Source organism: Pseudomonas sp. HMWF032 (assembly GCF_003060885.1).
Lineage (GTDB): Bacteria > Pseudomonadota > Gammaproteobacteria > Pseudomonadales > Pseudomonadaceae > Aquipseudomonas.
This window is the reverse complement of the sequence record NZ_QAIG01000005.1, coordinates 1274891-1288574: the sequence shown is the minus strand read 5'-3', so window position 1 is coordinate 1288574 and position 13684 is coordinate 1274891. Positions and strand designations below refer to the sequence as shown.

Here is a 13684-nt window from a genome sequence, read left to right as displayed (position 1 = left end):
CTCCATTCAATGTGTGGGGGAATGCGTATCCAGTGCGCTCAGTATGGCGTGGGCCGCCTTGATTCGGGCGGCGTTGGGGTAGTTCTTGTTGGCCAGCATGACCAGGCCGAGGTTCTGACTGGGAACAAACACCGCGTAGGCGCCGAAGCCGCGGGTTGAGCCGGTTTTATTGAACAGGCTGTCGCCTGGCGCTGTTTCCGGCGGTGCGAGGCGTTTAGCCGGTTGCGACTCCAGAGCCATGGCTGGGGAGTTGCCGGCTTGCAGGCGTTCCAGGCTGATCGGGTAGGGGTAACGCTCCCAGCCGAGGCCCTGGGTCATCTCGCCGACGCGGTAATAACCGGTGTGGGTGATGGCGATGGCGCGTTGCAGATCCTCGGTGAGACTGGCCGGATCAAGGTTGGCCTGGACAAAGCGCAGCATGTCCCGGGCGTTGGTTTTCACCCCGTAGGCTTCGGCGTCGAGCATGCCCGGCGTGACCCGCAGCGGCTGGTTGTCCTGGCTGTAGCCGTAGGCATAGCGCGGCAGCTGCGCCGTCGGCACCTGGATATAGCTGTGTGGCATGCCGAGCGCGGGGAACAGCGTGCCCTCCATCAGCGTGGGGAACGGCTGGGCCATGCTGCGCGCGGTGAGATGGCCGAGCAAGCCAATGCTGGGGTTGGAATAGCGCCGATGGCTGCCGGCGGCGTATTCAGGCTGCCACTGGCGGTAATAGGCGAGCAGGCTGGCCGGGTCGGTCACGCTGTCGGGGAACTGCAGCGGCAGCCCGCCAGCGCTGTAGGTGCCGAGGTTGAGCAGGCTGGCGTGTGCCAGCGGGCTGCCTTGCAGCTCGGGCCAGTGCTGGCCGGCGCTGTCGCTAAGGCTCAGTTTGCCGGTACTTTGCGCCAAGGCGGCGAGGGTGGCGGTGAGCGGTTTGCTCAGCGAGCCGATTTCAAACAGGGTGTCGCTGCTCACCGGCTGCTGGTCGTCCAGACGTGCCACACCATAGTTGAAGTAGTGCGCCTGGCCGTTGTGGGTGATCGCCACGGCCATGCCAGCGATGCCGTATTCCTGCATCACCGGGCGGATGGTTTCGTCTACCCGTGACTGCAATGTGTCGCCGGCGTGCGCGGCATTAGCGAATGCGAGAGCGGCAAGCAGTGCCGGCAGGGGGCTGAATTTTCCGTACATGCTGGGCGAATTCCTTGGTGGTGAAGATGCGCGATGTGACAGCGCTGATGGCTTTTTTATCCCAACCCGCGTGCCTGCCAGACCTTGGCGGCGCTGTGGTGCAGGATGCCGTGGCGTTTAGCCAGGGCATAACGGTCTTTGTCGTAACCGCCGCCAATCAGCCCGACCACCGGGATGTCGCGGCCCAGGCAGTGGTTGAGTAAGGCTTCGTCACGGGCGGCGATGCCGGCATCCGTCAGGTTGAGGTAGCCGAGGGCGTCGTGCTGGTGCACGTCGACACCGGCGTCGTAGAGCACGATATCCGGTTGATACAGCGGCAGCAGGTAATTGAGGGTGTCGTTGACCACCTTGAGGTAGTCGTCATCGCCCATACCGTTGGGCAGTGGAATATCCCAGTCACTGGCGGCTTTGCGCGCCGGGTAATTCTTCTCACAGTGCAGCGATACGGTGATCGCTTCCGGGGTGTTCTCCAGCAGGCGCGCGGTGCCGTCACCCTGGTGCACGTCGCAGTCGAAGATCAGCACGCGCTGGGCCTTGCCGCTGGCCAGCAGGTACTGACTGATCACTGCCAGGTCATTGAAGATGCAAAAGCCAGCCGGGTGATCGTAATGCGCATGGTGGGTGCCGCCGGCCAGGTGGCAGGCCAGACCGTGTTGCAGGGCTTGCTCAGCCGCCAGCAGCGAGCCGCCCACCGCCCGAATGGTGCGCTGGGCCAGGGCGGCGCTCCACGGCAAACCGAGGCGACGCTGCTCCTCATAGGCCAGTTCGCCGCTGGCAAAACGCTGGATATAAGCCGGGCAGTGGGCCAGGGCGAGTACGTCGGTGGGGCACAGTTCGGGGCGTAGCAGCTCGGCATCGGTGCTCAGGCCGCTGGCGACGAGGTGATCGCGCAGCAGGCGAAACTTCTCCATGGGGAAGCGATGGTTGGCCGGGAAGGGTGGGCTGTAGTCGTCGTGATAGACCAGCGGCAGGCGCATGGTGTCAGGCTCGGGCAGAGGTGGCCAAAGTATGGCGGCAGGTTCTGCTTGCGCTCAAGCCCGGCGCTCGATTGGCTAGAATGCTGCCATTATTGTCCACATCCATCTTTCAGTCGGGCCGACAAGCGTTGGCAAAGTCTTTACCATCTCGCCCCCCAGCCAGATGCGTTAACAGGAGAGTGTGCATGAGTCAGGTGTTGAATGAGTTGGTCGCCCTGCTGACCCTGGAAACCATCGAAGAGAATCTGTTTCGCGGCGTCAGTCAGGACCTCGGCTTTCGCCAACTGTTCGGCGGCCAGGTGCTCGGCCAATGCGTGTCGGCGGCCAGCCAGACGGTTGAACCCGAGCGCCATGTGCACTCCATGCATGGTTATTTTTTGCGCCCTGGCGATGCCGCGCTGCCGGTGGTGTATCAGGTGGATCGCGTGCGTGATGGCGGCAGTTTCAGCACGCGGCGGGTGACGGCGATCCAGAAGGGCAAACCGATCTTTACCTGCAGCGCCTCCTTTCAATTCGATGAAGAAGGCTTCCATCACCAGAACCCGATGCCGGATGTGCCAGGACCGGATGAATTGAAGTCGGAAACCGAACTGGCCCGCCTGGTGGTCAATGCCTTGCCCGAGCGCATGCGCGAGCGGGCGATTAGCGACAAACCGATTGAAATCCGGCCGGTGACCCTGAGTAACCCGTTTGCTCCCAAACCCTGTGACCCGGTCAAGCACGTGTGGTTCCGCGCCGCTGGCGAGCTGCCGAATGAGCCGCAGTTGCACAAATTACTGCTGGCTTACGCCAGTGACTTCAATCTGCTGACCACCTCGATGCTGCCGCATGGCGTGTCGGTGTGGCAGAAGTTCATGCAGGTCGCCAGCCTCGACCATTCGCTGTGGTTCCACGGCAACCTGCGCATGGACGACTGGCTGCTGTACAGCATGGACAGCCCCTGGGCCGGCAACGCCCGTGGCTTCTCCCGTGGCAGCATCTTTAACCGCCAGGGCCAGTTGGTGGCCTCGGTGGCGCAGGAGGGCTTGACCCGAATCCGTGAGGATTGGAAATGAGACGCGAGGACTGGAAATGAGCCTAAGCGCGGCCCGCCATTGGGTGTTCGATATGGACGGCACCCTGACCCTGGCGGTGCACGACTTCGAGGCCATCAAGCGGGCGCTGGATATTCCACTGGCGGACGACATCCTCGGCCATCTGGCTGGGTTGCCGGAGGCCGTCGCGGCCGCCAAGCATGCCTGGCTGCTGGAGCATGAGCGTGAATTGGCCCTGGCTTCGCAGCCCGCGCCAGGGGCGATTGAACTGGTGCGTGAATTGCGTGAACGTGGTTGCCGTCTGGGCATCCTGACCCGCAATGCTCATGAGCTGGCGCTGCTGACCTTGCGCGCGATTGGCCTGGATGACTGTTTTGCCGTGCCTGACGTGATCGGCCGTGACGAAGCACCGCCCAAGCCTGATCCGGGCGGCTTGCTGCATTTCGCCCGAACCTGGCAGGTCGCGCCGAGCGAGTTGGTCATGGTCGGTGATTACCGCTTTGACCTGGAATGCGCCCGCGCCGCCGGGGCGCGCAGCGTGCTGGTCAACTTGCCGGAAAACCCCTGGCCGGAGTTGGCCGACCATTTCGCCGTGGATTGCCGGGCGTTAAACGGCCTGTTGTAGGGTGGGTCGGGGCGCGTAGCTGGCGCTCCGCTCATCCATCACTGGTGCCGCAATTGGTGGATGGATACAGCGTCATCCACCCTGCGTGTGGTTACTCAATGACCGCACCCTGACTCCAGATCCCTGAGGATCGGGCAGTCCGGACGGTCGTTGCCCTGGCAGCTGTCCATCAACTCCTTGAGCGTGTCGCGCAGGCCGCTGAGTTCGCCGATCTTGCGTTCCAGTTCGTTGATATGGGCAGCGGCCAGGGCTTTGACGTCGGCGCTGGCGCGTTGACGGTCTTGCCACAGAGCCAGTAGTTGGCTGACTTCGGCCAGGGAAAAGCCCAGGTCGCGTGAGCGTTTGATAAACGCCAGGCGATGCAGATCCTGCGGGCTGTATTGGCGATAGCCGCTGTCGCTGCGGCCGGCGGCGGGTAGCAGGTCGATGCTTTCGTAGTAGCGAATCATCTTGGCGCTCAGGCCGGTTTGCTGGGCGGCTTGGCCGATATTCATCCTGCATCTCCTGCCCTGTGGCTCATTTGTGGTCCTTGGGTTTCCAGGTTTTCAGCAGCAACGCATTGCTCACCACGCTGACGCTGGACAGCGCCATGGCGGCGCCGGCGAGCATCGGGTTAAGCAGGCCGGCGGCGGCCAGCGGAATACCGATCAGGTTATAGGCGAAGGCCCAGAACAGGTTCTGGCGGATCTTGCTGTAGGTGCGTCGGCTGATCTCCAGGGCGTCAGCCACCAGACGCGGGTCGCCGCGCATCAGGGTGATGCCAGCGGCGTGCATGGCCACATCGGTGCCGCTGCCCATGGCGATGCCGACATCAGCGGCGGCCAGCGCTGGCGCGTCGTTGATGCCGTCGCCGACCATGGCCACCACCGCGTGTTTTTCCAGCGCGCTGATGATCGCCGCCTTGTCCGCTGGTAGCACGTCGGCGTGCGCGGCACTGATGCCTAACGCTGCAGCCACGGCCTTGACGCTGCCGGGGTTGTCGCCGCTGATCAGGTGGCTGGCAATGCCTTGAGCGGTCAGCGCGGCGATGGCCTCGGCTGCGCCTGGTTTAAGTGTGTCGCCAAAGGCAAATAGGCCGAGCACCTGCGGTTGCGGCGCCAATTCCAGCAGCCAGGATAGGGTGCGGCCTTCGGCTTCCCAGGCCAGGGCGTCGGCGGCCAGTTCATCGTGGTGCAGGAAGTGTTCTTCCAGCAGGCGTTTGTTGCCCAGTGCCAGTTGCCGCTCGCCGATCTGCCCGGCGATACCGCGCTCGGCCAGCGCCTTGCTGTTGCTGACGTCGGCAAGGTGCAGCTGCTGCTCTGTGCACTGATCCAATACCGCTTTGGCCAGCGGATGTTCGCTGCCGCGTTGCAGGGCGCCGGCCAGTTGCAGCAGTTGAGTTGTGTCGCCATCGACCGCGCGCAGATGGGCGATGCGCGGCGCGCCAGAGGTCAGGGTGCCGGTTTTGTCGAAAGCCACCAGGGTTACCGAATGGGCGATTTCCAGGGCTTCGGCGTCTTTGATCAGGATGCCGTGGCGCGCCGCCACGCCGGTGCCGGCCATGATCGCCGTGGGCGTGGCCAGGCCGAGGGCGCAGGGGCAGGCGATGACCAGCACCGCCACGGCATTTAGCAGCGCGGTTTCGACATCCGCGCCAAGCAGCAGCCAGCCGAGCAGGGTGGCCAGAGCGATCAGCAGCACACTGGGCACGAAGACCTGGCTGACTTTATCCACCAGCTTCTGGATCGGCGCTTTCGCCGCCTGGGCATCTTCGACCAGGCGAATAATCCGCGACAGCACGGTTTCCGCGCCCAGGGCGGTGGTTTCCACCAGCAGGCGGCCTTCGCCGTTGATGGCTCCGGCCGTTACGCAGTCTCCGGGCTGCTTGGGTTGCGGCAGGCTCTCGCCGCTGATCAGCGCTTCGTCGGCATGGCTCTGGCCTTCGCGGACCAGGCCATCGACCGGGAAGCGTTCGCCGGGCTTGACCACGATGGTGTCGCCCAGTTGCAGCTCACCCAGCGCCACCCATTGCTCGACGCCATCCTGCAGACGTAAGGCGCGCTCCGGACGCAGCGCTTGCAGTGCGCGGATGGCGCTGCTGGTCTGGCGTTTGGCGCGGCGTTCCAGGTACTTGCCGAGCAGAATCAGTGTGATGATCACCGCCGAGGCTTCGAAATACAGATGCGGCATGCTGCCCGCCGGACTTATCGCCCATTGATACAGGCTCAACCCGTAAGCGGCGCTGGTGCCGATGGCCACCAGCTGGTCCATATTGCCGGCACGGGCGCGCAGAGCGCTCCAGGCCGCGCGGTAGAAGCGCGCGCCGAAGATAAATTGCACCGGCGTGGCTAGGGCGAACTGCAGCCAGGCTGGCAGCATCCAGTGCAGGCCGAAGGGGGCGACGAGCATGGGAATGACCAGCGGTACGGTCAGCACAATCGCCAGCAGCAGTGACCAGCGTTCGCGCTGCAGGGGCCGCTCGCCGGTGGGGTGTGTCTGGGGTGTATCGCCGAGCAGGCTGGCGCGGTAGCCGGCCTGGCTGACGGCCTGTAGCAGAACCTGGTGATCAGTGCCGCGCAGCACCTGTAACTGCGCACGCTCGCTGGCCAGGTTGACGCTTACCGAGAGCACGCCCGGTTGCTGCGTCAGGGCGCGTTCGATTCGGCCCGCGCAGCTGGCGCAGGTCATGCCGTCCAGACTTAGCTCCAGACGCTCGCTGGGCACCGCATAACCGGCCGCGCTGACGGCGTTGACCAGTTGTTCCAGGCTGCCCGCGGGCGCTTCGACGCGTGCCTGTTCACTGGCCAGGTTGATGCTGACACTGACGACATCGGCCACCTTGGCCAGGGCGCGCTCGACCCGCCCGGCACAGCTGGCGCAGGTCATGCCGGCAATCGGCAGGTCGAAGTGGATGAGGTTGGACATGCGCGATCCTCCATAGCAATTCCCGGCAGGATCAACCTTGCCACCTTGGCAAGGTCAAGTGCCAATGCATTCGCCTGCCACCCTGCACGTGTGCCTGCGGTGCGTTGCCGCATAACGGTTACAAGGCGCGCCCGGCAATTTTTAGGGCTTGACCTTCCCCCGTTGGCAAGGGGGACACTGTGCGCCTATTCCAGATGAGTAAGGTGATAACCGATGCAAGCAGCAAGCGTTCATACATTCCGGGTTGAAGGCATGACCTGTGAGCATTGCGTCAAGGCTGTGACTGACGCTGTGCTGGCGCGTGATGCGGCGGCTGAGGTGAAGGTGAAGCTGCAGGGCGGTGAAGTGCGAGTCAGCAGCAGCCTGCCCAGCGATCAGTTGATCATCGCCATTGCCGAAGCCGGTTATGGGGTCGGTTTGGCCTGATCCAGTAGTTCGGTGGCTGGCCAGTCGCAGATCAGGCCGCGAAAGCAGGCGTCGACCATGGGCGCGGTGTCGCTGAGCGGGTCGAACAGATTGGGGTCGCGCGACCAGTCGTAGAACAGGCCAATCAGCAGTGCATGCACGGTGCGAGCGGCCAGGCGCGGCGTCAGCCCGGGATGCAGGCGCAGGCGGACTGACGGCGTGTTGAACTGCTGTTCGCAGAGCGCGATAAACAGGTTGATAAAGGCCTCTTGGCGCTCTTCGGCCTCGCGCAGTTCTTCGGTGAACTCACACTTGCGCAGCAGGATGGTGAAGATACGTTTCTTCTGCGGCTCGCGGGCCAGGTTCTCGATGGCCTCGATACACAACTCGCGCAGGGTCTGCAGCGGGTCGTGCTCGGGGCAGCCGCGCATACGTTCGGCCAGCTGTTCCGGCGGCAGCCGCACCTGATTGAGCATGGCATTGAACAGGTCGGCCTTGTTGGCAAAGTGCCAATACACCGCACCGCGCGTTACCCCGGCATGCCGCGCAATGTGCTCCAGACTGGTGTGCGCCACGCCTTTTTCCAGGAACAGCGTTTCGGCAGCCTCGAGAATGGCGCGGCGGGTTTTTTCGGCGTCTTCTTTGGTTCGGCGCATGGCGGCAGGCGGATTTCTGGCTAGGCTCAAACGCGAAGTGTAATGAATCGAGGGGCAATATTCTATTTACAAACACTTGTGTATGTAACTAGCATTGCCAGTCTCAAATGTTGCGCCCTGCGTGTTCTCGGAGACATTCATGCTTTTTGCCCGTCATCTGCCGGTCGTTGCCGGCTCCCTGTTGCTCGCTACCCTGGCTTCCTCACTGCATGCTGCTGATGCACCGCCGGCTCCCGAAGTTGTTGTGGAAATCGTTCAAGCTGCATCATTGCCCTTGGAGCTGGAATATTCCGCACGTACGGCAGGCTTTCGTGAAGTTCAAGTGCGCGCTCAGGTCAGCGGCATCCTGCAGGAGCGTACTTACCTGGAAGGCAGCCAGGTCAAACAGGGCCAGGTGATGTTCCGTATCGACTCGCGTACCTATCAGGCGGCGTTGAGCCGGGCCAAAGGCGCGCTGGCGCAGGAGCAGGCGCGCTACCGGCAGACCGAACGTGACCTCAAGCGTATCCGTGAGCTGCAGAAGAAAGGGTTTGCCAGCGAAAGCGAACTGGACAATGCCGTCTCCAACTTCGAGCAGAGCAAAGCGAACATCCAGGCGGCCGAGGCCGAGGTGCAGTCCAAACAGATCGACCTCGATTACACCACGGTGAAAGCCCCAATTTCAGGAATCACCAGCAAGGAAACCGTGTCCGAGGGCAGTCTGGTGGTTGCCGGCGACCCGAGTGCCAGCCTGCTGAGCAATATCACTCAGCTGGACCCGATCTACGTCAACTTCGCCGCCCCGGATTCCGATGTGGAAAGCGTGCGCAGCGGCCTGCAGAACGGCAGCCTGGTGCTGCCGGAAGACGGCAAGATGAGCGTGCAGATCAAACTCGGCGACGGCAGTGTCTATCCGCTGGAAGGTAAAGTCGATTTCACCGACAGCCTGGTTGACCGTGGTACGGGCACCGTCAGTGCCCGCGCTGTCGTGCCTAACCCGGATCAGAAGTTGCTGCCGGGCCAGTTTGTTCGCGTGCAGGTCAGGGGGCTGAGCATTCCCAACGCCATGACCCTGCCGGAGCGGGCGATTGCTCAGGGGCCGGGCGGCACTTTCGTCTACGTAGTCGATGAGGGCGGCGTGGCGCGCATGCGTCAGGTCACCACCGGGCACACCGCCAAGGGTCGCTGGGTGATTGTGTCTGGCATAAGCGCCGGTGAACGGGTGATTGTCGAGGGCCTGCCCAAGGTGCGCCCGGATACGCCGGTAAAAGTTGCCGCCCCAGCCGCCAGCCAATCTTAAGGAGCGCCCCCGGTGATCTCACGCTTCTTTATTGACCGCCCGGTATTTGCCGCGGTCATCTCGATCATCATCGTGCTGGCGGGCCTGATGGCCATGCGCACGCTGCCGATCGCTCAGTACCCACAGATCCTTCCGCCGCAGGTGTCGGTCAGCGCCAGCTATGCCGGCGCCAGTGCCCAGGTGATTGCCGAGACCGTGGCTGCGCCGCTGGAGCAGTCGATCAACGGCGTGGAGGGGATGATTTACCAGCAGTCCAACTCCGGCGGCAACTCGATGAGCCTGTCGGTGTACTTCGAGGTGGGGCGTGACCCCGACCAGGCCACCATCGACGTCAACAACCGGGTGCAGGCTGCCCTGGCCAAATTGCCGGAAGAGGTGCGCCGGCAGGGCGTCAAGGTGCAGAAGAAGTCCTCGGACATTCTTCAGGTGGTGACCCTGTATTCGCCGGATGGCTCGCGCGACCCTGTTTATATCAGCAACTACGCGCTGATCAACGTGATCGACGAACTCAAGCGCCTGCCGGGCGTGGGCGATGTCAGTCAGTTCGGCTCGAAAGACTATTCCATGCGCATCTGGCTGCGCCCGGACAAGCTGGCACAGTACAACCTGACGCCGACCGATGTGGTCAATTCAATCCGCGAGCAGAACTCACAGTTCGCCGCTGGCAGCTTCGGCCAGCAGCCACTCAAGCAGGAGCAGGATTTCACCTATACCGTGACCACCCAGGGTCGTTTCACCGACCCTAAAGAATTCGAGAATGTGATTCTGCGTACCGATGAAACCGGCGCCAGCCTGTTGCTCAAGGATGTTGCACGGATCGAACTGGGTGCCCAGGACTACTCGCTGATGACCTCGCTCAATGGTCAGCAGAATGCCGCCTTCGGTGTCTACCTGCAGCCCGGCGCGAATGCTCTGAATACTGCTGAGGCCGTGAGCACAACGCTGGAGCGGCTGTCGAAGAACTTCCCCAGCGGCATGACCTACAAAGTGCCGTACGACACCACCAAATTCGTGCAGGTGTCGATTGAAGAGGTGATCCATACCTTCTTCGAGGCGCTGGTGCTGGTGGTGCTGGTGGTGTTTATCTTCCTGCAGAACTGGCGCGCTACGCTTATCCCGGTGCTGGCCATTCCCGTTTCGCTGGTCGGTACGTTCGCCGGGATGTACATGCTTGGTTTTTCGATCAACCTGTTGACGTTGTTCGGCATGGTGCTGGCCATCGGCATCGTGGTGGACGATGCGATTGTGGTGATTGAGAACGTTGAACGGGTGATGGCCACTGACAAGATCGGCCCGCGTGAGGCGACCATCAAGGCCATGGAGGAAGTCACCGGGCCGATCATCGCCATTGTGTTGGTACTGTGTGCGGTCTTTGTGCCAGTGGGCTTCCTCGGCGGTCTGGCGGGGGAGATGTATAAACAGTTCGCCATCACCATTGCCGTATCGGTGGTGATCTCCGGTATCGTCGCCCTGACCCTGAGTCCGGCGCTTTGCGCCTTGTTGCTCAAACCCGGGCATCACGAGCCGGCTGCGCCATTCCGCGCCTTCAACCGGGTGTTCGACAAGTTGACCGATGGCTACACCGCGGGTGTGCGCTTCTTCCTCAAACGTTCGGCGGTCGGCCTGCTGCTGTTCGGTGCGATGATCGCGGTGATGGTGCTGCTGTTCAACCGAGTGCCCAGTTCCCTGGTGCCCAATGAAGACCAGGGCTATGTGATCAATGCCTACTTCCTGCCACCGGCCGCGTCGTTGACCCGCACTGAGAAGCTGACCGGCGACGTGACGCAGCAGTTAATGAAGCACCCCGCCGTGCAGGATGTGGTGACGTTTGCCGGTTTTGACGTGCTGACCTTTGGTACTCGCAGCAGTGCGGGGGTGTCGTTCGTACCCCTGAAAGACTGGAGTGAGCGCACCACGCCAGAATTGGATGCACGCAACCTCACTGGCCAGTTCATGGGCATGGGGGCTGCACAGAAGGACGGTGTGGTCCTCAGCTTCAACCCGCCGCCCATTACCGGTATGAGCACCACCGGCGGGTTTGAGGGCTTTATCCAGGACCGTAGTGGCGGCACGACCGCGCAACTGGCGGGCAAGGTGCAGGCTTTTCTCGCCGCAGCGGCAAAGCGTCCTGAGCTGGCCGGCGTGCAGAGCACCTTCAGCGCCAATGTGCCGCAGTACTTTATCGACCTTGACCGTACCAAGGCGCGTGCTCTGGGCGTACCGGTGAACGATGTGTTCACTGCCATGCAAGCCACGTTCGGCAGTTATTACGTCAACGATTTCAGTCTGTATGGCCGCACCTTCCAGGTCAGCCTGCAGGCCGAAGCAGAGTTTCGCAGCAAGCCGGAAGACCTGTCTCAGGTCTATGTGCGCGCAGCCAGCGGTGAATTGGTGTCGCTGGCCAGCCTGGTTAAGGTCGAGCGCATCCTCGGGCCGGATACCTATGCTCGCTTCAACGTTTACCCGGCGGCGAAGATCCTCGGCGGACCGGCGCCTGGTTATAGCTCGGGGCAGGCCCTGAGCGCGATTCAGGAAGTGGCAGATGAAGTGTTGGGCAGTGATTACAGCATTGGTTGGACCGGTTCGGCCTTCCAGGAAATCGCTACCCAAGGGTCGGGCAGCAGTGCCTTTATCTTCGGTCTGATCATGGTGTTCCTGATCCTCGCCGCCCAGTACGAGCGCTGGACCCTGCCGTTGGCGGTGGTTACAGCGGTGCCGTTTGCGGTGTTCGGGGCGATTCTCGCGGTGTGGCTGCGCGGCATCGAGAACGACCTGTACTTCCAGGTCGGCCTGGTTACGCTGATCGGTCTGGCGGCGAAGAACGCCATCCTTATCGTCGAGTTCGCCGTGCTCTGCCGGCACCAGGGGATGGGGATCTTCGAGTCGGCATTGGAGGCGGCACGGCTGCGCTTCCGGCCGATCATCATGACCTCGCTGGCGTTCATTCTCGGTGTCGTACCACTGGCGATCAGCTCCGGCGCAGGTTCGGCCAGTCGTCACTCGATTGGTACCGGGGTGATCGGCGGCATGCTGGCCGCGACCTTCCTGGCGATCTTCCTGATTCCGATGTTCTACCTGTTGGTGGAGTCGCTGGCGGCCAAACTCGGCAAAAGCCGGAAAAAAGCCGATTTGCCGGCGTGACCACGTAAGGGCAAACCGTAGCCCGGATGCACGCCGGGAGCGCTTTGTCAGCTTGCCGTAGCTTGGGGCTTATCCGGGCTACGGCGGCTCCATCTGTTATTTCATTTCTGGACCCCCATGCCGTTACGTCTTTTGCTGATTCTTGGCGCGCTAAGCGCCTTTGGCCCGCTGGCCATCGATTTCTACCTGCCGAGCTTCCCGACCCTGGCGCGCGCGTTCTCTACCGATGTGGAGCATGTGCAGCTGTCGTTGGCCGCCTACTTTGCCGGTCTGGCCATCGGTCAACTGGCCTATGGTCCATTGGCCGACCGCTTTGGTCGGCGCAAACCATTGTTGGTCGGAGTGTTGCTGTTCAGTCTGGCGTCACTGGCCTGTGCGCTGGCACCAAGTCTTGAGTGGTTGATTGCTGCACGGTTTGTCCAGGCCTTGGGTGGTTGCGCCGGGATGGTGATTTCGCGAGCGGTGGTGCGCGATCTGTGTGACCCGATCAGTTCGGCCAAGGTATTTTCCCAGCTGATGCTGGTGATGGGCCTGGCGCCGATTCTTGCGCCGCTGGGCGGGGGGCTGCTGCTCAGTACGCTGGGTTGGCCGTCGATTTTTGTCTGTCTGACCCTGTTCAGCTTTATCTGTCTGTTGGCGGTGGCTCAATGGCTGCCGGAAACCCTGGCCAAGGAGGCGCCGCCTGCACCTTTGCGCGGCGCGTTGGGCGAGTACAAGCGGCTGTTTACTGATCTGCCGTTTCTCGGTTACGCGCTGACCGGAGGTTGTGCGATTGCCGGGATGTTTGCCTATATCGCCGGTTCACCGTTCGTATTCATCGAGCTGTATGGCATACCTGCCGAGCATTATGGCTGGCTGTTCGGCAGCAATGCCCTGGGCTTTATTCTGGTGGCGCAGCTGAATGCCTGGCTGGTGGCACGGCACGGCCCATCCTACTGGTTGGGTAAGACCGTGTGGTTCTACCTGGCGTGTGGCCTGGCGCTGCTGCTGGTGGCACTGGCCAAACCACAAGCCTTGTGGCCGCTGCTGATTCCACTGTTTGGCTGTATTGCCAGTCTGGGCATTCTTCTGCCCAATGCTTCGGCCTGCGCCATGGCCGGGCAGGGTAGCCATGCCGGCAGCGCATCGGCGCTGCTGGGCAGTCTTCAGTTCGTTATTGCCGCCAGTGCCGCCGCTATGGTCGGCGTGCTGCATGACGGCACGGCCTGGCCAGTTGCGGTGGTGATTTTCAGCTGCGGCCTCTTGGTAGTAGGGTTTTCGCTGTTTACTCGTTGGGTGAGTGCCGAGCTTTAGCCGGTGGCGCGCAGCTGCGTAGCGGGTAGGCTGTGCGGAGCATTCAGGCGTGCCTGCAGGATGCTGACAAACTGCTGCGCTTCGCCCTCACTGCGAAATGTGACGCTCTGCTTGCCCATGCAGACTTGCCAGCTACGGCCGGTTGCCGGGTTGTTAATGGGTTTAATCATGACGTTCATGAACAGACCTCCTCTGCGAAGAGG

Annotated in this window: 12 protein-coding genes; 6 read left to right on the top strand and 6 right to left on the bottom strand. The window is 62.4% G+C overall.

The features are described 5' to 3' along the window. Window positions 1-6: 6 nt before the first annotated feature. A complete protein-coding gene (ampC, locus tag DBR00_RS08690) occupies window positions 7-1167 on the bottom strand; it encodes a class C beta-lactamase (protein WP_108487954.1) in 1161 nt (386 codons plus the stop codon). Window positions 1168-1223: 56 nt separating this feature from the next. Then, a complete protein-coding gene (locus tag DBR00_RS08685; protein ID WP_108487955.1) occupies window positions 1224-2144 on the bottom strand; it encodes a histone deacetylase in 921 nt (306 codons plus the stop codon). Between the two features lie 185 nt (window positions 2145-2329). Between DBR00_RS08685 and tesB the strand changes: the two genes are divergently transcribed. Continuing rightward, window positions 2330-3199 (top strand): acyl-CoA thioesterase II, encoded by an 870-nt coding sequence (tesB, locus tag DBR00_RS08680; protein ID WP_108487956.1) that lies wholly within the window; start codon window positions 2330-2332, stop codon window positions 3197-3199. Window positions 3200-3215: 16 nt separating this feature from the next. Then, window positions 3216-3803: an HAD family hydrolase gene (locus tag DBR00_RS08675; RefSeq protein WP_108487957.1), complete on the top strand. Its 588-nt coding sequence runs from the start codon at window positions 3216-3218 to the stop codon at window positions 3801-3803. A gap of 95 nt (window positions 3804-3898) precedes the next feature. Here DBR00_RS08675 and cueR read toward each other — a convergent pair whose 3' ends face one another. Both cueR and DBR00_RS08665 read right to left on the bottom strand, forming a co-directional pair. Then, window positions 3899-4297: a Cu(I)-responsive transcriptional regulator gene (cueR, locus tag DBR00_RS08670; protein WP_108487958.1), complete on the bottom strand. Its 399-nt coding sequence runs from the start codon at window positions 4295-4297 to the stop codon at window positions 3899-3901. Window positions 4298-4319: 22 nt separating this feature from the next. Continuing rightward, entirely contained in the window at window positions 4320-6707 is a 2388-nt protein-coding gene (locus DBR00_RS08665) for a heavy metal translocating P-type ATPase (RefSeq protein ID WP_108487959.1), read from the bottom strand. Between the two features lie 213 nt (window positions 6708-6920). Here DBR00_RS08665 and DBR00_RS08660 point away from each other — a divergent pair, with 213 nt between their 5' ends. Next, entirely contained in the window at window positions 6921-7133 is a 213-nt protein-coding gene (locus DBR00_RS08660; protein WP_108487960.1) for a heavy-metal-associated domain-containing protein, read from the top strand. Here DBR00_RS08660 and DBR00_RS08655 read toward each other — a convergent pair. Continuing rightward, window positions 7112-7768, bottom strand: a complete 657-nt coding sequence (locus tag DBR00_RS08655) for a TetR family transcriptional regulator (RefSeq protein ID WP_108487961.1) — start codon at window positions 7766-7768, stop codon at window positions 7112-7114. The two genes, DBR00_RS08660 and DBR00_RS08655, sit on opposite strands and share 22 nt — an antisense overlap. A gap of 139 nt (window positions 7769-7907) precedes the next feature. Between DBR00_RS08655 and DBR00_RS08650 the strand changes: the two genes are divergently transcribed. From DBR00_RS08650 to DBR00_RS08640, 3 genes are all read left to right on the top strand, one after another. Beyond that, on the top strand, window positions 7908-9047 hold the full coding sequence (locus DBR00_RS08650) for an efflux RND transporter periplasmic adaptor subunit (RefSeq protein WP_108487962.1): 1140 nt from the start codon (window positions 7908-7910) through the stop codon (window positions 9045-9047). A gap of 12 nt (window positions 9048-9059) precedes the next feature. After that, on the top strand, window positions 9060-12188 hold the full coding sequence (locus DBR00_RS08645) for an efflux RND transporter permease subunit (protein ID WP_108538040.1): 3129 nt from the start codon (window positions 9060-9062) through the stop codon (window positions 12186-12188). 117 nt (window positions 12189-12305) lie between these two features. Next, a complete protein-coding gene (locus DBR00_RS08640) occupies window positions 12306-13481 on the top strand; it encodes a multidrug effflux MFS transporter (protein WP_108489258.1) in 1176 nt (391 codons plus the stop codon). On the opposite strand, the gene DBR00_RS08635 is transcribed toward DBR00_RS08640, so the two are convergent. After that, window positions 13478-13660, bottom strand: coding sequence for a hypothetical protein (locus DBR00_RS08635; protein ID WP_108489257.1), 183 nt, complete (start codon window positions 13658-13660; stop codon window positions 13478-13480). The two genes, DBR00_RS08640 and DBR00_RS08635, sit on opposite strands and share 4 nt — an antisense overlap. Window positions 13661-13684 lie beyond the last annotated feature (24 nt).

Bases quoted from the DNA above. Each gene is read 5' to 3' on its own strand.
- DBR00_RS08650 (WP_108487962.1), top strand. From the start codon at position 7,908: ATGCTTTTTGCCCGTCATCTGCCGGTCGTTGCCGGCTCCCTGTTGCTC.
- tesB (WP_108487956.1), top strand. From the start codon at position 2,330: ATGAGTCAGGTGTTGAATGAGTTGGTCGCCCTGCTGACCCTGGAAACC.
- cueR (WP_108487958.1), bottom strand. From the start codon at position 4,297: ATGAATATCGGCCAAGCCGCCCAGCAAACCGGCCTGAGCGCCAAGATG.
- DBR00_RS08635 (WP_108489257.1), bottom strand. From the start codon at position 13,660: ATGAACGTCATGATTAAACCCATTAACAACCCGGCAACCGGCCGTAGC.
- DBR00_RS08640 (WP_108489258.1), top strand. From the start codon at position 12,306: ATGCCGTTACGTCTTTTGCTGATTCTTGGCGCGCTAAGCGCCTTTGGC.
- DBR00_RS08685 (WP_108487955.1), bottom strand. From the start codon at position 2,144: ATGCGCCTGCCGCTGGTCTATCACGACGACTACAGCCCACCCTTCCCG.
- DBR00_RS08660 (WP_108487960.1), top strand. From the start codon at position 6,921: ATGCAAGCAGCAAGCGTTCATACATTCCGGGTTGAAGGCATGACCTGT.
- DBR00_RS08675 (WP_108487957.1), top strand. From the start codon at position 3,216: ATGAGCCTAAGCGCGGCCCGCCATTGGGTGTTCGATATGGACGGCACC.
- DBR00_RS08665 (WP_108487959.1), bottom strand. From the start codon at position 6,707: ATGTCCAACCTCATCCACTTCGACCTGCCGATTGCCGGCATGACCTGC.
- DBR00_RS08655 (WP_108487961.1), bottom strand. From the start codon at position 7,768: ATGCGCCGAACCAAAGAAGACGCCGAAAAAACCCGCCGCGCCATTCTC.
- ampC (WP_108487954.1), bottom strand. From the start codon at position 1,167: ATGTACGGAAAATTCAGCCCCCTGCCGGCACTGCTTGCCGCTCTCGCA.